This window comes from Streptomyces sp. NPDC042100, from assembly GCF_055582325.1.
Map to the genome: position 1 here is coordinate 128,980 of NZ_JBVJDK010000005.1, position 17,997 is coordinate 146,976.

Genomic DNA, 17,997 nt, shown 5'->3' on the forward strand with positions numbered 1-17,997 from the left:
CGACTGGCATAGGTTCTGTGACAGGTCATGAGTGACAGCGAAAAAGCCCCGGCTCGCTGTCCGGCAACCCTCCGTCCGTGGCGGGGTGCCCCGGGTGAAGACCAGGCCGTATGTGCAGAAGCCTGCGGCAAGCGCGGACCCCTGCGCACAACCCTGGGGTCCTTGGTCCTCTAGGGAGCGTTGTCTCGTGAGCAAGCGAATGCGTTAGGGCCTCCGGCCCCCTTCTCGACCTCTTACACCCGTACGCGGCACCCCCTTCCTCGCGCTGCCCTGCGGGCCCCTTCACGCCTTTTCGCGCCCCTTTTCTGCCGGGAGATACCGTCATGTCCGCACGCCCGCACGCCGTCTCCGCCGTCTCCGGTCCCGCCCCCGCCGCCTCCGGCGAGTCCGCCGACCCCTGCTGCGCCGCCCCGCTGCCGGTCCTCGGCCGGGACGTCACCGTCCCGCTCGTCACCGGCGGCGAGGTCACCTACGCGGCGCTCGACTACGCCGCCAGCGCCCCGGCCCTCCAGCGCGTGTGGGACGACGTCGCCGCGTACGCCCCCTACTACGGCAGCGTCCACCGCGGCGCCGGCTACCTCTCCCAGCTCTCCACCGACCTCTTCGAGAACAGCCGCGCCACCGTCGCCGGGTTCCTCGACTGCCGCGCCGACGACCAGGTCGTCTTCACCCGCTCCACCACCGACTCGCTCAACCTGCTCGCCCAGGTGATCCCCGCCGGCTGCGAGGTCTTCGTCTTCGAGACCGAGCACCACGCCTCGCTGCTGCCCTGGCGCGACGCCCGGGTGACCTACCTGAACGCCCCGCGCACCCCGCGCGAGGCCGTCGAGACCCTGGAGCGCGCCCTCGCCGACCGCGACCCCTACGGCCCCGCCCTGGTCTGCGTCACCGGCGCCTCCAACGTCACCGGCGAGCTGTGGCCGGTGAAGGAGCTGGCCGCCGCCGCCCACGCGCACGGCGCCCGGATCGTCCTCGACGCCGCCCAGCTCGCCCCCCACCACCCCGTCTCCGTCCAGGAGCTGGACGTCGACTGGGTCGCCTTCTCCGGGCACAAGCTGTACGCGCCCTTCGGCTCCGGCGTGCTCGCCGGCCGCGCCGACTGGCTGCGCGACGCCGAGCCGTACCTCGCGGGCGGCGGCGCCTCCCGCAAGGTGGCCCGCCGGGCCGACGGCGGTGTGGACGTGGAGTGGCACACCACCGCGGCCCGGCACGAGGCCGGCTCGCCCAACGTCATCGGCGTCTACTCCATCGCCTCCGCCTGCAAGGCGCTCACCGAGGCCGGCTTCGACGAGCTCGTCGCCCGCGAGCGGCACCTGATCGCCACCGTCCGCGAGGGCCTGGCCGAGGTGCCCGAGGTGCGGGTGCTCTCCCTCTTCGGCGACGACGCCCCGCGCGTCGGCGTCATCTCCTTCGTGGTGGACGGCTGGAACAGCTCCCACTTCGCCGCCGCGCTCTCCGCCGAGTACGGCATCGGCGTCCGCGACGGCCTGTTCTGCGCCCACCCGCTGGTGCGCACCCTGCTCGGCAGCGACCCGCAGGACCCGGGCGAGTGCGGCGCCCCGGAGGCCGCCCCCGGCGAGCGCTCCCTCAACGCCATCCGGGTCAGCTTCGGCGCGGGCACGCCCGACGAGCACGTGGAGCGGTTCGTCGGCGCGGTCAAGGAGCTGGTGCGCGAGGGCGCCCAGTGGAAGTACCGCACCGAGGACGGCCGCTGCGTGCCCGACCGCGGCTGAGTTCCCATCCCCCGTACGAGTGAAGACGGGTGAAGCCGGCCTCTCCCCCGGGGGAGAGGCCGGCTTCACCGGGTGCGCCCGTCGGGGCCGGGGCCTCAGGACTCCAGGCCGATGGCGAACGCCGCGTCCAGGTCGTGCTGGGAGTAGGCGCGGAAGGCCACGTGGGTGTCGGTGCCCTCGACACCGGGGATCTTGCTGATCTTCCCGGGGATGACGTCGGCCAGGTCGTCGTGGCGCGGCACGCGGACCATGGCGATCAGGTCGTAGGTCCCCGTCACCGAGAAGACCTCGCTGACGCAGTCGATCGCGGCGATCGACTCGGCGATCTCGGGGATCCGGTCCACGCTGGTCTTGATGAGCACGATCGCGGTGATCACGGCTGGCTTTCTCCCTCGGTGGCCGCGGCTGGTGGCTTCACTTTAACGCCACCCCTGTACCGGGCCCACGCGTAGAGGAATCCGGCCGCGAAGCCCACCACGTGCGCCAGGTACGCCACCCCCGGCCCCGCCCCGGCCGCGCCGGCCGCCAGCCACTGGAGCACGAACCAGAAGACGAGCACGATCCAGGCGGGAAAGCGCAGCGGCAGGAAGAAGAGGAAGGGGAACAGGCTCGTCACCCGCGAGCGCGGGAAGAGGTAGAGGAAGGCCCCGAGCACCCCCGAGATCGCCCCCGAGGCCCCCACCAGGGTCTGCTCGTTGTCGGCGTGCGCCACCGCGTACCCCACCAGCGCCAGATAGCCGCAGCCCAGGTAGAACAGGGCGAACGCGGCCGGCCCCATCCGCTCCTCGGCCATCGCGCCGAAGACGTACAGGAACAGCATGTTCCCCAGCAGGTGCAGCCAGCTCCCGTGCACGAAGAGCGCGGTCAGCGGGGTGAACAGGGTCCCGGGCCGCCCGCTCGTCAGTTCGGCCGGGATCACCCCCCAGCGCTCGAAGTACGCGCTCTGCGCCGCGAGCAGCCCGTCGCCGGTGCCGTATCCCGGGTTGAGTCCCGACACCGGACTCAGCGCGAAGAGCAGCACGCACAGCGCGATCAGGCCGTACGTCACGGTCGGCCCGGTCCGGGTCCCCTGCCACGCGCCACGGGCCGCGCCCCGCCAGTCGATCATGGACAGATCATGGCGTACCGGGCCCGAACTGGACAGAGTGCCTCGCCGTGACACGGGGTACCCGGGAGGCCGTAGGGTAACGGGCAGATTCCGCAGTCCGACGGCGCACCGCGGTCCCCGTACAACCCCGGACATCCAGGGAAAGCCCAGAAAGAGGCGGCACGATGACGACGGTTCCCCTGCCGACCCCGGAGACCCGCTGGCGCTGCACGCTCTGCGGAAATCTGACCCGTTTCGACGTCACCCGGTCCTCCAAGGTCGTCGAGTACGTCCATCTGGACCTCGCCGGAGAGCCCAAGGTCGAGGAGCGCGAGGTGGTCAGTGAGACCATCGAGTCGGTCCGCTGCCGTTGGTGCAACGCGGTGGACCAGATCGAATTGGTGGACAGGCCGGGTTCCGCTTCCTGAGAAGCGGCCCGCGAGGGACGACAGGGAAGTGGGGTGACGGATCGTGGAGCAGCCCGCGCACGGTGAGGAACCGACGGGCACGCCGGACGGGGCTGCCGACGCCGCCGGATCCGCCGACGCCGCCGAGGCGCTCGACCGGCCGCTGCCCGAACCCGTACGGCGCAAGGTGGTCGCGCTGGTCGCCGACGCCTTCGGCGGGCTGACCGTCGGCGAGCTGCCCGCGCCGCTGCGCCAGTACGCCCGCTTCACCGCCTCCCGGCGCGCCAAGTTCGCCGGGAACGCGATGGCCGCGGCCCTGGAGAGCGACCCGCTGTTCCGGCAGCGGATCGGCGAGCGCTTCAAGGAGGCGCAGCCGGAGCTCGCGGGCGCCGTCGAGGCGGGCTCCCCGCCCGCCGCCGCCGACCCCGTCGACGTGGCCGCCGCGGCCTATGTGCTGCGCCCGGCCGGCTGGGGCAAGCTGGTCGCCGCCGCCGGCGAGGAGGCCGAGCGCGCCGACGCCGAGCGCGCCGACGAGGCCGGGCGGCGCGAACTGGAGCGGCTGCGCGAGGAGGTCGCCGGGGCCCGCGAGCGCGCCCGGACCGAGACCGAGCAGCTGCGCCACGAGCTGGAGACCGCCCGCAAGGAAGCCGAATCGCTTCACCGCAAGCTGCGCAGCGCCCAGAGCGACGTCAAGCGCGGCGAGGCGGCGCTGCGCCGGGTCCAGGCCGAGGCCGACGCGGCCCGCGCCGAGGCCGCCGCGCAGGTCTCCGCCGCCGAGAGCGAGAGCCGGCGCCTCAAGGCCCGGCTCGGCGAGGTCGAGTCGGCGCTGGAGGCCAGCCGCCGGGCCGCCCGCGAGGGGCGCTCGGTGGAGGACATGCGGCTGCGGCTGCTGCTGGACACCGTGCTCGACGCGGCCCAGGGGCTGCGCCGTGAGCTGGCCCTGCCCCCGGTCTCGATGCACCCCGCCGACACCGTGGACGCGGTGGAGCCGGGCCGGATGTCGCCGAAGGACATCGCCGCCCGCGCGCTCTCCGACACCGACCCCGCACTCCTGGACCAGCTCCTGGAACTGCCGCAGGCGCATCTGGTGGTGGACGGCTACAACGTCACCAAGACCGGCTATCCGACGATGCCGCTGGAGAAGCAGCGGCTGCGGCTGCTCGGCGGGCTGTCCGCCCTCGCGGCCCGCTCGGGCGCCGAGATCACCTGTGTCTTCGACGGGGCCGAGCTGGCTGCCCCGGTGCTGCTCGCGCCGCCGCGCGGGGTGCGGGTGCTGTTCTCCAAGCCGGGTGTCACGGCCGACGAGTTGATCCGCCAGCTGGTGCGGGCCGAGCCGCCGGGCCGTCCGGTGGTGGTGGTCTCCACCGACCGCGAGGTGGCCGACGGGGTCGCCAAGTCCGGTGCGCGGCCGGTCGCGTCCGCCTTGCTGCTGAAGCGGCTTTCGCGCCTCACGTGATGACTCGTAACTTCTGTGCCGGATGTCTTTTTTGTGATCCGCGCAGGGTCAAGTGACCATCACTGCCTGTGTGATGGGTGTGAATACTTTGTCGCGCGAGCGAGATTTTGCCTATCGGGATTTGAACTGATCACAAGATGGTCACTAGGGTCGGGGCTCGAACCTTCGCGCGGTTGATCACCCATCCGGGGTGGCGGCGAAGGGCCCGCCTGCCGCTCACCCGGTCGGCGGCTGAAGGAAGAAGGAGCTCGCCTTCGTGGCGTCCCACCGTCGTCCCAAGCAGCCGAGCCGCACCCGTGTGACCGTGCTCACCGCGACCGCCGGCCTCGCCGTCGCGATCACCGCTCAGAGCGGCGCCTCCGCCGCCCCCAAGCCGAAGATCGACGAGGTCAAGTCCAAGGTCGACAAGCTCTACCACGAGGCCGAAGAGGCCACCGAGCAGGCCAACCTGGCCGAGGAGCGCCGCGGCAAGCTCCACAAGGAGATCAGCGCCCTCCAGGACAAGGTGGCCCGAGGCCAGCAGGACCTCAACACCCTGCGCGGCCAGATCGGTTCGGTCGCCAGCGCCCAGTACCGCTCCGGCGGCATCGACCCGGCGCTCCAGCTCTTCCTCTCCGCCGACCCGGACACCTACCTCGACAAGGCGTCCGCGATCGACCAGCTCGGCGCCAAGCAGGCCGACGTGCTCCAGTCGATCCAGGCCAAGCAGCGGACGCTCGCCCAGCAGCGCACCGAGGCCGCGACCAAGCTGGCCGACCTCGAGGACGTCCGCAAGACGCTCAACGAGAAGAAGGACAAGTCCACGGCCAAGCTGGCCGAGGCCCGCAAGCTGCTCAACACGCTGACCGCCGCCGAGCGCTCCAAGATCCAGCAGGAGGAGCAGCGCGCCAGCCGCGCCGCCGGCGACCGCGTCGAGCTCGGCAACGAGGTGCCCGCCTCGCAGCGCGGCGCCGCCGCCCTCAGCGCCGCCGCCACCCAGATCGGCAAGCCGTACGCCCGAGGCGGCACCGGCCCCCAGTCGTACGACTGCTCCGGTCTGACCCAGTGGGCCTACCGCCAGGCCAACGTCTCGCTCACCCGCACCACCTACACCCAGCAGAACGACGGCGTGAAGATCGGCCGCAGCCAGCTCAAGCCGGGCGACCTGGTCTTCTTCAACGGCCTGTCGCACGTGGGCCTGTACGCGGGCAACAACACCATCCTGCACGCCCCGAAGCCGGGCGCCTACGTCCGCTACGAGTCGATGGACTACATGGGCACCTTCCAGTTCGGCGTCCGGATCTGACGCTCCGGCCGACCCGGCGGACCTGACGGGTCCGACCGGCCCGGCCGGTCCGACGCCACGGCACACGCCCTCCGAACGGGTGGTTCGCCGAATCCCGGACTGACGTGACGCCCCGCCGGTGACCTGTGGTCACGGGCGGGGCGTCACTGTGCGTGCCCGGCGGCTTCGTTGGACCCGGGGTGATCACCGGCTACTGTCTGCGGCGCCAGTCCGTCGAGCCGAACGGAGCCCGTTCCGTGGCGTCCCACCGACGACCCGCCAGGGTCACCGTCCTCACCGCAGCCGCGGCCACCGCGGCCACGGCGGCCCTCGGCGCCGTCCCCGCGCACGCCGACCCCGGCGGCGGGGCACCGGAGGCCACCCGGGCCACCGTCGACCGGCTCTTCGAGGAGGCCGAGAAGGCCACCGAGGGCTACAACCAGGCCGACGAGAAGGCCGACCGGCTCCGCAGGACCGTCTCGCTCGCCCAGGACGCCCTCGCCCGAGGCCAGGAGCGCGTCAACCGGATGCGCGGCGCCCTCGGTTCGGTCGCCGGGGCGCAGTACCGCTCCGGCGGCATCGACCCCGCCCTCGCCCTGCTGCTCTCCTCCAGCCCGGAGAGCTACCTCGACCGGGCCGCCGTGCTCGACCGGGTCACCGCCCGCCAGGGCGCCGCGCTCGCCGAACTCCGCCGCGAACTGCGCAAGCTGGCCCAGGAGCGGACCGAGGCCGGCCGCGCCCTCGCCGAACTGGAGCGCAGCCGCACCGAGGTGGCCCGGCACAAACGCACCGTCGAGGGGAAGCTGGCCGAGGCCCGCCGGGTGCTCGCCTCGCTCTCCGACGACGAACGCGCCGGCTACGAGCGGGCCTCCCGCTCCGGCCGCGAGTCCCTCGGCGCCGACCTCCCGCCGCTCGCCGACCTCGGGCCCTCCCGGGCCGCCGCCGCGGTGATCGCCGCGCGCAGCGCCGTCGGGATGCCGTACGTCTGGGGCGCCACCGGCCCCTCCGCCTTCGACTGCTCGGGCCTGATGGTCTGGTCGTACCGCAAGGCCGGGATCGCGCTGCCCCGCACCTCCTCCGCCCAGCGGTACGCGGGCCGCCGGATCCCGCTCTCTCAGGCGCAGCCCGGCGACCTCGTCACCTACCGCAGCGACGCCAGCCACGTGGCGATCTACGCCGGGAACGGGCAGGTCATCCACGCCCCGTACCCCGGCGCCCGGGTCCGCTACGACCCGGTCAACATGATGTCCCACGTCACCGTCACCCGGGTCTGAGCCGCCGCCCCGTACGATCGGGGGCGTGGCAGGTCAGGGAGGCGGCAGGGCGCGCGGCGCGGCCGGGTGTCTGGCGGCGGCCCTGCTGGTGCTGACCGGCTGCACCGCCCCGGCGCCCCCCGACCCCGCGCCCGGACAGATCCAGCGGCTGCTCGACCGGCACGCCCGGGCCCTCACCGACCACGACGAGGCCGCCTACCTCGCGGCCCTCGACCCCGCGCTCGCCCCGGCCGCCCGCACCGAGTTCGCCCGGCTCCGGGAGCTCCCGCTGAGCGGCTGGCGCTACCGGGTCACCGGTGTCGACCGGGGCGCCGACGGCACGGCCACCGCCCGCGCCGAGCTCGGCTACCGCGTCGAGGGCTACGACTCCGCGCCCGCCACCAGCGAGCGGGTGCTCCGGCTCGCCGAGCGCGACGGACGCTGGTACGTCACCGGCGACCGCCCCGCCGACGGCGCCCCGCAGCAGCTCTGGCAGCAGGGCGAGGTGCGCACCGCGACCGGCCGGCGCAGCCTGGTCCTCGGCGTCGGCCAGAGCCCCGAGCGGCTGCGCGAGATCGCCTCGGCGGCGGACCGGGCGGTGCCCGCGGTCGACGCCGCCTGGCGGGGGAGCTGGGCGGGCCGGGTCGTCGTGCTGGTGCCCGCCTCGGTCGAGGCGATGGGCGGGCTGCTGGCCGCCCCGGCGGCCTCCTACCGGGGTATCGCGGCCGTCACCACCGGCGAGAGCGGCGGCGGCCCGGCCGCCCCCGCCGACCGGGTCGTCGTCAACCCCGAGGCGTACGCCACGCTCGGCTCCTTCGGCCGGCAGCTCGTCCTCACCCACGAGACGGTCCACGTCGCGACCCGCGCGCAGACCACGAAGTCCACGCCGGTCTGGCTCTCCGAGGGCTTCGCCGACTGGGTCGCCTACCGGGGCACCGGCCGCACCGCCGTTCAGGCCGCCCCCGAGCTGCGCCGGGCCGTCCAGGCGGACGGCCCGCCCGCCGCCCTGCCCGCCGACGAGGACTTCACCTTCGGCGGCGACCCGGACGCGATGGCCCGCGCCTACGAGGGCGGCTGGCTCGCCTGCGAACTGGTCGCCGCGCGCTGGGGCGAGGCGAAGCTGACCGCCTTCTACCGGGCGGTCGGCGCCCACCCGCAGCGCGAGGGCGCCCTGGAGAAGGCGCTGGGGGACGTCCTCGGCACCACCCCGGAGCGCTTCACGGCCGACTGGCGCGCGTACGTGGCGGAGCGGCTGGCCTGACGGGCCGCCGGAGGTCCTAGGCCGCGCCGACCGGCGTCTTCTCGCGCTCCCGCCGGACCGGCACCGCCACCGGGACGAGGCGCGGTTCGGTGACCGTCTGCCGCCACAGGATCCGGCAGGCCGAGACGCAGGCCGCGACGAGGAGGCCGTTGCGGACCAGGAGCAGCGCGATGCCCAGCGGGTCGCTGTGCGAGACGTGCGAGAACCACACCGGGAACTCGAACTGCGTCACCGCCGTCGCCCACAGCACCAGGTGGGCCGGCCGGCGCATCCGGCTCGCCCGGTAGACCAGGCACACCGCCGCCAGGCCGACCAGCCAGATCATGTACTGGGGGCTGATCACCCGGCTCGTCGTCACGAACAGCAGCACCGCCACGAAGGCCGCGTCCGCCGTCGTGGACGTGAAGAAGCGGCGGGTCCGCAGCCGCCACACCAGCAGCCAGCAGAACGCGGCGATCGTCAGCACCATCGCCGCCGTGGACACCGCCGGGACCCCGGGGCCGAGGAATTCGATCGAGCCGTAGTTCATCCGTGCCTCGCCGCTCCAGCCGAAGTGCCTGGCCACGTGGAAGACGAGCGCGCCCAGCGACTCGACCTCGGTGCCCCGGTCCCGCTGGAAGCCGAGGAAGGCGAGCGCCCCGGGCGCCGCCAGCAGGCACAGCAGCAGCACCCCGGCCGCCGTGCCCACCGCCGCCGGCCAGGAGCGCAGGGTGGCCCGGCCGCGCGCGGTGCCCGCGAGCAGCAGCACCGGCCACACCTTCAGCATCGCGCCGAAGCCCGCGAGCGCCCCGAGCACCGTCGGGCGGCGCACCGCCGCCAGCAGGCCCGCCACCGCGACGGCCGTGACCATCAGGTCGTAGCGCGCGTACGCCGTCGGGCCGAGCAGCGCGACACCGGCGATCCACAGCCAGGCGCCGCGCATCGAACGGCCCGGCCGCCGCCCCGCGTACGTGAGCAGCCCGAAGACGAGCGCGTCGCAGACCAGGCTGAGTACGAAGAAGGCGGCCGAGTAGCCGAGGAAGGGCAGCAGGGCGGGGGAGAGGATGGCCAGCGCGGCGCCCGGCGGGTACTGCCAGGTGACGTCGTCCAGCGGATACGTGCCGTTCCGCAGCACCTCGTACCAGCCCTGGTAGATCTGCTCGACGTCGCTCGTGACGTCGGGGCCGGGGATCACCACGATCTTGAAGACGCACAGCAGCAGCAGGACCCGGGTGACGGCCCAGATGCCGACGGGAAGTCCCAGTCCCTCGCGTGCCGGGCGGTCCGGTGCCGTCGTGCCCACTGCGCCCGTCATCCTGTCCTGTTCCTGTCCTGTCGGTCCGCCGGGGCGGAGGGTGGTGGTGCCGGGCCGGGGGCGCGATCGCGGTACTGTCGGCCACGATGCACAAGACCCTGATCGTAACGAACGACTTCCCGCCGCGCCCCGGCGGAATCCAGGCCTTCCTGCACAACATGGCGCTGCGCCTCGATCCCGAGCGGATCGTGGTCTACGCCTCCACGTGGAAGCGGAGCCGCGAGGGGATCGAGGCGACCACCGCGTTCGACGCGGAACAGCCTTTCACGGTCGTCCGCGACCGCACCACCATGCTGCTGCCCACACCCCGGGTCACCGCCCGGGCCACCGCGCTGCTGCGCGAGCACGGCTGCGAGTCCGTCTGGTTCGGCGCCGCCGCCCCGCTGGGCCTGATGGCCCCGGCCCTGCGCCGCGCGGGCGCCCGCCGGCTGGTCGCCACCACCCACGGCCACGAGGCCGGCTGGGCCCAGCTGCCGGCCTCCCGGCAGCTGCTGCGGCGGATCGGCGAGGGCACCGACACGATCACCTACCTCGGCGAGTACACCCGCTCCCGGATCGCCGCCGCGCTCACCCCGGCCGCCGCCGGGCGGATGGTCCAGCTCCCGCCGGGCGTCGACGAGAAGACCTTCCACCCCGAATCGGGCGGCGCCGAGGTGCGCGAGCGGCTCGGGCTGAGCGACCGCCCGGTCGTCGTGTGCGTCTCGCGGCTGGTCCCGCGCAAGGGCCAGGACACGCTGATCCAGGCCATGCCGGAGATCCTGCGCCGGGTGCCGGACGCCGTCCTGCTGATCGTCGGCGGCGGCCCGTACGAGCAGGAGCTGCGCAAGCTGGCGGCCCGCACCGGGGTCGCCGCCTCCGTGCGCTTCACCGGCTCCGTGCCCTGGGCCGAGCTGCCCGCGCACTACGGGGCCGGCGACGTCTTCGCGATGCCGTGCCGGACCCGGCGCGGCGGGCTCGACGTCGAGGGCCTCGGCATCGTCTATCTGGAGGCCTCCGCCACCGGGCTGCCGGTCGTCGCCGGCGACTCGGGCGGCGCCCCGGACGCGGTGCTCGACGGCGAGACCGGCTGGGTGGTCCGCGGCGGCGTCCCCGAGGAGTCCGCCGACCGGATCGCCACCCTGCTCCTCGACCCCGGGCTGCGCGCCCGCATGGGCGAGCGCGGCCGGCGCTGGGTCGAGGAGCGCTGGCGCTGGGACCTGCTGGCGGAGCGGCTGCGCGAGCTGCTGTAGGGCGGCCCGCCCGGGCCCGAGGACCTGTCGTCGAACTCCCGCCTGCCTCGCGACGCCATGCACGCGCTCTCGCCGCACCGGGCGCACGCACCTGACGCCGCGAGGCCGCCCTCCGGGCGACGACGGGAGGGGACGACACCCCCTAGGCGGGCAGGTAGTCCGTCAGGGCGCAGCCGTCGACCAGCAGCCTCTCGTTCCGGTAGCCGTCCGGGACCTTGAAGCCCTTCTCGCAGGTGAAGAGGAGCACGTCGGAGGCGAGCAGCGCCTTCGCGGTCTTCTCGTCGCCGGGGTAGAGCGCGAAGTCCTGCCCCAGCAGCACCCGCACGCCCTTGCCCTGGGCGGCGGCGGCCTTGTTGGCCCGCTGGAACTTCTCCATGTCGGAGACGGACAGCAGGGTCACGGTGTCCCGGTCGTCGTCGCCGCACACCCCCCGCTCGGCTATCGCCCAGCCCGGGTCCGCGGCCTGCTCGCCCATGGCGCCGCCGCCGTTGGTGCGCAGGTCGCTGCACATGGTGTGCGAGGCGACCAGTTTCTCGATCGCCGCCATGTCACCGGCCGCGGGCAGCCCGGCGTCCTCCCCCCAGGTGCTGCTGCACCCGGTGAGGGTGACGAGGGCGGTGAGGGCCGTGCCCAGGACGGCGGCGGTGTGCTTGACCCGCATGTCTCCCTGCTTCCGTTTCGTATCGGTGTGGCGGTGTGTGGCGTGTGTGGCGGGTTCTGCCGGAATGGTCCGTTCCGGGCCGGAGCGCGCGAACGCCCCCGGCCGGCCCGCGTCGCGGGCCCGCCGGGGGCGCTCCGAGGGCCTGTCAGCCCTGGTAGATCGCCTCGATCTCGTCGGCGAAGTCCTTCGCCACCACGTTCCGCTTCAGCTTCAGCGACGGGGTGATGTGCCCCGCCTCCTCGGTGAACTGCGCGGACAGGATACGGAACTTCCGCACCGACTCCGCCTTCGAGACCGCCGCGTTGCCGTCGTCCACCGCCCGCTGGACCTCCGCGAGCAGCTCCGGGTCCTCCCGCAGCGACGCCGCCGTCGCCCCGGCCGGCTTGCCGTGGTCGGACGCCCAGCGGCCCAGGAACTCCTCGTCGAGGGTGACGAGCGCGCCCACGAACGGGCGCCCGTCACCGACCACCATGCACTCCGCGACCAGGGCGTGCGCCCGGATCCGGTCCTCGATGACCGCCGGGGCGACGTTCTTGCCGCCCGCCGTCACCAGGATCTCCTTCTTGCGGCCGGTGATCGCGAGATAGCCGTCCTCGTCGAGGGTGCCGATGTCGCCGGTGTGGAACCAGCCGTCCGCCAGCGCCTCGGCCGTCGCCGCCTCGTTGTTCCAGTAGCCGGAGAAGATGTGCTCGCCGTGCAGCAGCACCTCGCCGTCGTCGGCGATCCGCACCACCGAGCCCGGCAGCGGCTGCCCGACCGTGCCGATCTTCTGCCGGTCCCAGGGGTTGAACGCGGTCGCCGCGCAGGACTCCGTCAGGCCGTAGCCCTCCAGGACCGTGAAGCCGATGCCGCGGAAGAAGTGCCCGAGCCGCTCGCCCAGCGGCGCGCCGCCCGAGATCGCGAACTCGCCCTTGCCGCCGAGGACCGCGCGCAGCTTCGAGTAGACGAGCTTGTCGAAGACCTTGTGCTTGAGCTTCAGACCGAAGGACGGGCCCTGCGGGGTGCTCAGCGCCCGGCTGTACGCGATGGCCGTGTGTGCGGCCTTGTCGAAGATCTTGCCCTTGCCGTCCGCCTGCGCCTTGGCCCGCGCCGAGTTGTAGACCTTCTCGAAGACGCGGGGCACGCCGAGGATCAGCGTCGGCCGGAAGGAGGCCAGCTCGTCGGTGAGGTTCTTGATGTCGGGCAGGCAGCCCAGCTTGATCGGCGCCATCACGGCGGCGACCTCGACCAGCCGGCCGAAGACGTGCGCGGCGGGCAGGAACAGCAGCACCGAGCACTCGCCGGTGCGGAACAGCGGCTTCATCCGCGCGACCACGTTGCCGCACTCGGCGAAGAAGGCGCGGTGCGTCAGCACACAGCCCTTGGGGCGGCCCGTGGTGCCCGAGGTGTAGACGATCGTCGCCGGGTCGTCCGCGTGCGCGCCGGACATCCGGCGGTCCAGCTCCTCGTCGGGGACCTCCGCGCCGACCTCGGTGAGCCGCCCGATCGCGTCCGCGTCGATCTGCCGGACGCTCTTGAGGGCGGGCAGCGCCGCCCGGACCGACTCGACCGACGCCTCGTGCGCGGCCGACTCGACGAGGGCGAGCGAGGCGCCCGAGTCGCCGAGGATCCACTGGATCTGCTCCGGCGAGCTGGTCTCGTACACCGGCACCGTCACGGCGCCCGCGCTCCAGATCGCGAAGTCGAGGAGCACCCACTCGTAGCGGGTGCGGGAGAGCAGCGCGACCCGGTCGCCCGGCTCGACACCGGCGGCGATGAGGCCCTTGGCCGCCCCACGGACCTCGGCGAGGAACTGCTTCGCGGTGACGTCCTCCCAGCCGCCGGGCACCTTGCGCCCCATCACGGCGACGTCTGGGTGCTGTGCGGCGTTGCGGCGGATGAGATCCGTCAGGTTGCCGTCCGTGGGGACCTCGTACAGGGCCGGAAGGCTGAACTCGCGCAAGACTGCTGCTCCTCATCGGGCGCCGGCGCCACGGCTCTGTGTGATGCGTCGGTGCGGTCCAAGATCGGGCAGGTGCTCAGTGGGGGTGAGCACGACCGGACTGCCCGGACGTTACCCATCAGTACGCGGTTCCGGATAGGGGGTCCTGGCCAGATGTTCCGTGCGTCACACGTGGATGGCGTTGCTTTGCGCACAGTAATCCACCGCTTTCCCGACTCGGAAGTAACCGCAGGTCCGGCCGGGCGCCGCCGCCGGATCCGGTCCCCCTCGGCACGGCACCCCCTACCCTGACGCCATGCGGATCAACGTGGTGAGCGACGTGCACGGCAACACCGGCGCCCTCGCGAAGGCGGGGGAGGGTGCCGACGCCCTGATATGCCTCGGCGACCTGGTGCTCTTCCTCGACTACGCCGACCACGCCCGCGGCATCTTCCCCGACCTCTTCGGCGTCGAGAACGCCGACCTCATCGTCGAGCTCCGCACCGCCCGACGCTTCCGCGAAGCGAGCGAACTCGGCCGCAGGCTCTGGGCCGAGCTCGGCATCGACCGCGCCACCGCCATCGAGAGCGCCGTCCGCCGCCAGTACGCCGAGATGTTCGCCGCCTTCCCCACCCCCACGTACGCCACCTACGGCAACGTCGACATCCCCGGCCTGTGGCCCGAGTACGCCCGCCCCGGCACCACCGTCCTCGACGGCGAGCGGATCGAGCTCGGCGGCCTCGTCTTCGGCTTCGTCGGCGGCGGACTGCACAGCCCCATGCGCACCCCCTACGAGATCTCCGAAGAGGAGTACGCGGCCAAGGTCGAGGCCCTCGGCGACGTCGACGTGCTCTGCTCCCACATCCCGCCGGACGTCCCCGAGCTCGTCTACGACACCGTCGCCCGCCGCTTCGAGCGCGGCAGCGGCGCCCTCCTCGACGCCATCCACCGGACCCGCCCCCGCTACGCCCTCTTCGGCCACGTCCACCAGCCGCTCGCCCGGCGGATGCGGATCGGCTCCACCGAGTGCGTCAACGTCGGCCACTTCGCCGCGACCGGCCGCCCCTGGACGCTGGAGTGGTGACGGAAGCCCGATGACGGCGCGATAGCCTTCTGGCAGATACGAGTCGCGTCCATACGAGGAGCCCCCGCGATGGCGGAACACACCAGCTCGAGCATCACCATCGAGGCGGCCCCGGCCGAGGTCATGAGCGTGATCGCCGACTTCGCGCGCTACCCCGAGTGGACGGGCGAGGTGAAGGAGGCCGAGGTCCTGGAGACCGACGGCGCCGGCCGCGCGGAGAAGGTCCGCCTCCTCCTCGACGCCGGAGCGATCAAGGACGACCACACCCTCGCGTACACCTGGACCGGTGACGACGAGGTCAGCTGGACCCTGGTCAAGTCCCAGATGCTCCGCTCCCTCGACGGCTCCTACCGCCTCGCCCCGGCGGGCGGCGGCGACCGCACCGAGGTCACCTACCAGCTGACCGTGGACGTCAAGATCCCCATGCTCGGCATGATCAAGCGCAAGGCCGAGAAGGTCATCATCGACCGCGCCCTCCAGGGCCTGAAGCAGCGCGTCGAGTCCGGGAAGTAGCCCCCGAGGCGGAGCCCGGGCGGCCACCCCGGCGCCGACGGCACCGCCCGGGCTCCCCGCCCCGCACCCCCCGGCCCGCCCCCGGTACGGTCGCCCCATGCGGATCATCCTCGTCACCGGAACCGGCGGAGCCGGACGCACCGCCGTCGCCACCGGCACCGCCCTCGCCGAGGCGCGCGCGGGCCGCCGGGTCGCGCTCGTCTCGGCCGACGCGCCCCCCGGGACGGCGACCGCCGCGGACACCCTCCGCCTGCACGCCCCCGACCCCGCCGGCGACTTCCGCCGCGAGTTCCTCGCCCTCCAGGCCCGCTCCGCCACCGCCCTGGACCTCCTCGGCACCACCCCCTTCGAGGACGCCGAGCTCACCGAACTCCCCGGCAGCCCGCTCTTCGCCCTGCTCAGGGCCGTACGGGACGCGGCGGCCGGCGACGCCGAGCTGCTCGTCGTGGACCTGCCGCCGCTGCGCGAGGCCCTCGCCCTGCTCGCCCTGCCCGAACAGCTGCGCCGCTACCTGCGCCGCCTGCTGCCCCCCGAGCGGCAGGCCGCCCGCGCCCTGCGGCCCATGCTCGCCCAGCTCGCCGGCGTCCCGCTGCCCGCCCAGTGGCTCTTCGAGGCCACCGCCCGCTGGGAGACCGAGCTCGCCGCCGTCCAGGAGCTCGTCGACTCCCCGCGCACCGGCGTCCGGCTCGTCGTCGAACCCGGACCCGCCGCCGTCGAGGCCCTGCGCACCGCCCGCCTCGGCCTCGCCCTCCAGGGCCTCGCCCTCGACGCCGTCGTCGCCAACCGGGTGCTGCCCGCGGGCTCCGCCGACCCCTGGTTCGCGGGCCTCGCCGCCGAGCAGCACCGCCACCTCGCCGCCCTCCGCGAGGCCCACCCCGACGTCCGCGAACTGCCCCACCTCGGACGCGCCCCCGGCGGCCCCGAGGACCTCGCCGCGCTCGCCGTCGCCGACCTGCCCTCCGCCCCCGCGCCCGCCTGGACCGTCGAGGACCGCCGCGCCGAGGACGGCATCCTGGTCTGGCACGTCCCGCTGCCCGGCGCCGTCAAGGACGGCCTCTCCCTCGTCCGGCGCGGCGACGAACTCCTCCTCGGCACCGGTCCCTTCCGCCGCAACGTGCCCCTCCCCGCCGTCCTGCGCCGCTGCGCCGTCACCGGCGCCGCCCTCGTCGACGGGGACCTGCGGATCCGCTTCACCCCCGACCCGGGACTGTGGCCGAAGGCCGCCCCCTGAGGCCGCGCGGTGCGTGTACCGTCGAAAGAAGAGAAGCCGGGGAAGCCGGGGAAGCCGGGGAAGCCGGAGGAGCCGGTGCGGCCGGGGAAGCCGATGAAGCCGCTGAAGCCGCTGAACACTGAGGAGCCTGAGGAGTACGCCATGAGCGACGCGGATGCCTGGGCCAAGGCATGTGCCGAGGACCTGGAGGCGGAGAAGGCCCGCCGGCGCGCGGCGCGCGGCGAGGAGCCCGGCACCCCGGCGGAGGAGTTCCGCAAACTCTTCGACGCCGTCGCCGAGAAGGTCTCCGGGGCCCTCGGCGGCCCCCTCCTCGGCGGCCAGGCCGCCGGGACAGTACAGCAGGTCGTCAACCAGGCGAAGGCCCTCGTCGAGCCCGTCATCGAGCGCAACCCGCAGGTCTTCGACCACCTCGCCGCCGCCGGCAACGAACTGCTCGCCGCCTACCGCTCGGCCGTCCAGGGCCAGGAGACCCGCTGGACCCGAGGCGACACCGACGGCACGGAACCGGGCGATCCGCGCGACGAGAAGCGCGGGGGCCGCGACGAGGGCCGCGACGAGGGCCCGGGGACCGGGCAGCACATCGATCTGGACTGATCGGGAGCGCCCCTCCCCTCGGGTACGGTGGGCCCTAGCGGGGCTCGACCGAAAACTGAGGGACACATGGGACTCACCATCGGCGTCGACATCGGCGGCACGAAGATCGCGGCCGGCGTGGTCGACGAGGAGGGCAACATCCTCGACACCCACACCGTGCCCACCCCGCCGACGCCCGAGGGCATCGTCGACGCGATCGGCGCCGCCGTCTCGGAGGCCGGCAAGGGGCACCAGATCGAGGCCGTCGGCATCGGAGCCGCGGGCTACGTCGACGACAAGCGCGCCACCGTCCTCTTCGCGCCGAACATCGACTGGCGGCACGAGCCGCTGAAGGACAAGGTCGAACAGCGGGTCGGCCTGCCGGTCGTCGTCGAGAACGACGCCAACGCCGCAGCCTGGGGCGAGTACCGCTTCGGCGCCGGCCAGGGCCACGAGGACGTCATCTGCATCACCCTCGGCACCGGCCTCGGCGGCGGCATCATCATCGGCAACAAGCTGCGCCGCGGACGCTTCGGCGTCGCCGCCGAGTTCGGCCACATCCGGGTCGTCCCCGACGGCCTGCTGTGCGGCTGCGGCAGCCAGGGCTGCTGGGAGCAGTACGCCTCCGGCCGCGCCCTCGTGCGGTACGCGCGCCAGCGCGCCAACGCCACCCCCGAGAACGCGGAGGTGCTGCTCGGGCTCGGCGACGGCACCCCCGAGGGCATCGAGGGCAAGCACATCAGCCAGGCCGCCCGCGCGGGCGACCCGGTCGCCGTCGACTCCTTCCGCGAGCTGGCCCGCTGGGCCGGCGCGGGCCTCGCCGACCTGGCCTCGCTCTTCGACCCGTCGGCGTTCATCGTCGGCGGCGGCGTCTCCGACGAGGGCGAGCTGGTCCTGGACCCGATCCGCAAGTCCTTCCGGCGCTGGCTGATCGGCGGCCAGTGGCGTCCGCACGCGCAGGTGCTCGCCGCGCGGCTCGGCAACAAGGCCGGACTCGTCGGCGCGGCCGACCTGGCCCGCCAGGGCTGAG

The 17,997-nt window shown here is 73.8% G+C and carries 17 protein-coding genes and 1 riboswitch; of the genes, 12 read left to right on the top strand and 5 right to left on the bottom strand.

The features are described from left to right. The first annotated feature begins 23 nt into the window (after positions 1–23). Positions 24–140, top strand: a riboswitch (SAM riboswitch). 183 nt (positions 141–323) lie between these two features. Next, complete coding sequence (locus ACZ6J5_RS13005) at positions 324–1,733, top strand: aminotransferase class V-fold PLP-dependent enzyme (RefSeq protein WP_469390737.1); 1,410 nt, start codon at positions 324–326, stop codon at positions 1,731–1,733. A 95-nt stretch (positions 1,734–1,828) separates the two neighbouring features. Here ACZ6J5_RS13005 and ACZ6J5_RS13010 read toward each other — a convergent pair whose 3' ends face one another. Beyond that, the gene (locus ACZ6J5_RS13010) at positions 1,829–2,110 is read right to left on the bottom strand and encodes an Lrp/AsnC family transcriptional regulator (protein ID WP_362477375.1); all 282 of its coding nucleotides are present in this window, start codon (positions 2,108–2,110) and stop codon (positions 1,829–1,831) included. Then, positions 2,107–2,841: a rhomboid family intramembrane serine protease gene (locus ACZ6J5_RS13015; RefSeq protein ID WP_469390739.1), complete on the bottom strand. Its 735-nt coding sequence runs from the start codon at positions 2,839–2,841 to the stop codon at positions 2,107–2,109. Before ACZ6J5_RS13015 ends, ACZ6J5_RS13010 begins: the two co-directional genes overlap by 4 nt. A gap of 164 nt (positions 2,842–3,005) precedes the next feature. Here ACZ6J5_RS13015 and ACZ6J5_RS13020 point away from each other — a divergent pair, with 164 nt between their 5' ends. From ACZ6J5_RS13020 to ACZ6J5_RS13040, 5 genes are all read left to right on the top strand, one after another. Further along, a complete protein-coding gene (locus ACZ6J5_RS13020; protein WP_046908952.1) occupies positions 3,006–3,248 on the top strand; it encodes a hypothetical protein in 243 nt (80 codons plus the stop codon). A 43-nt stretch (positions 3,249–3,291) separates the two neighbouring features. After that, positions 3,292–4,683: an NYN domain-containing protein gene (locus ACZ6J5_RS13025; protein ID WP_469390741.1), complete on the top strand. Its 1,392-nt coding sequence runs from the start codon at positions 3,292–3,294 to the stop codon at positions 4,681–4,683. A 256-nt stretch (positions 4,684–4,939) separates the two neighbouring features. Then, positions 4,940–5,968, top strand: coding sequence for a C40 family peptidase (locus ACZ6J5_RS13030; protein WP_469390743.1), 1,029 nt, complete (start codon positions 4,940–4,942; stop codon positions 5,966–5,968). Between the two features lie 236 nt (positions 5,969–6,204). Further along, entirely contained in the window at positions 6,205–7,221 is a 1,017-nt protein-coding gene (locus ACZ6J5_RS13035) for a C40 family peptidase (protein ID WP_469390745.1), read from the top strand. 25 nt (positions 7,222–7,246) lie between these two features. Beyond that, positions 7,247–8,461: a hypothetical protein gene (locus ACZ6J5_RS13040; protein WP_469390748.1), complete on the top strand. Its 1,215-nt coding sequence runs from the start codon at positions 7,247–7,249 to the stop codon at positions 8,459–8,461. A 16-nt stretch (positions 8,462–8,477) separates the two neighbouring features. Here the strand turns inward: ACZ6J5_RS13040 and ACZ6J5_RS13045 are convergent, their stop codons facing one another. After that, positions 8,478–9,755, bottom strand: a complete 1,278-nt coding sequence (locus ACZ6J5_RS13045) for a glycosyltransferase 87 family protein (RefSeq protein ID WP_469390750.1) — start codon at positions 9,753–9,755, stop codon at positions 8,478–8,480. Between the two features lie 86 nt (positions 9,756–9,841). Between ACZ6J5_RS13045 and ACZ6J5_RS13050 the strand changes: the two genes are divergently transcribed. Next, positions 9,842–10,984 carry a glycosyltransferase family 4 protein gene (locus tag ACZ6J5_RS13050; protein ID WP_469390752.1) on the top strand — a complete coding sequence of 381 codons (1,143 nt, stop codon included), beginning with the start codon at positions 9,842–9,844 and terminating at the stop codon, positions 10,982–10,984. Positions 10,985–11,126: 142 nt separating this feature from the next. Here the strand turns inward: ACZ6J5_RS13050 and ACZ6J5_RS13055 are convergent, their stop codons facing one another. Further along, positions 11,127–11,645 carry a hypothetical protein gene (locus tag ACZ6J5_RS13055; protein ID WP_469390754.1) on the bottom strand — a complete coding sequence of 173 codons (519 nt, stop codon included), beginning with the start codon at positions 11,643–11,645 and terminating at the stop codon, positions 11,127–11,129. Between the two features lie 145 nt (positions 11,646–11,790). Next, complete coding sequence (locus ACZ6J5_RS13060) at positions 11,791–13,587, bottom strand: AMP-dependent synthetase/ligase (protein WP_469390755.1); 1,797 nt, start codon at positions 13,585–13,587, stop codon at positions 11,791–11,793. 307 nt (positions 13,588–13,894) lie between these two features. Between ACZ6J5_RS13060 and ACZ6J5_RS13065 the strand changes: the two genes are divergently transcribed. The 5 genes from ACZ6J5_RS13065 to ACZ6J5_RS13085 all read left to right on the top strand — a co-directional run bounded on the left by ACZ6J5_RS13065 (position 13,895) and on the right by ACZ6J5_RS13085 (position 17,996). After that, positions 13,895–14,650 carry a metallophosphoesterase family protein gene (locus ACZ6J5_RS13065; RefSeq protein WP_469391354.1) on the top strand — a complete coding sequence of 252 codons (756 nt, stop codon included), beginning with the start codon at positions 13,895–13,897 and terminating at the stop codon, positions 14,648–14,650. Positions 14,651–14,719: 69 nt separating this feature from the next. Continuing rightward, positions 14,720–15,163, top strand: a complete 444-nt coding sequence (locus ACZ6J5_RS13070) for an SRPBCC family protein (protein ID WP_362477406.1) — start codon at positions 14,720–14,722, stop codon at positions 15,161–15,163. Between the two features lie 97 nt (positions 15,164–15,260). Further along, the gene (locus ACZ6J5_RS13075; RefSeq protein ID WP_469390757.1) at positions 15,261–16,394 is read left to right on the top strand and encodes an ArsA family ATPase; all 1,134 of its coding nucleotides are present in this window, start codon (positions 15,261–15,263) and stop codon (positions 16,392–16,394) included. Between the two features lie 141 nt (positions 16,395–16,535). Continuing rightward, complete coding sequence (locus ACZ6J5_RS13080; protein ID WP_469390759.1) at positions 16,536–16,988, top strand: DUF5304 domain-containing protein; 453 nt, start codon at positions 16,536–16,538, stop codon at positions 16,986–16,988. Between the two features lie 66 nt (positions 16,989–17,054). Then, positions 17,055–17,996 carry an ROK family glucokinase gene (locus ACZ6J5_RS13085; RefSeq protein WP_469390760.1) on the top strand — a complete coding sequence of 314 codons (942 nt, stop codon included), beginning with the start codon at positions 17,055–17,057 and terminating at the stop codon, positions 17,994–17,996. Position 17,997: the final 1 nt, after the last annotated feature.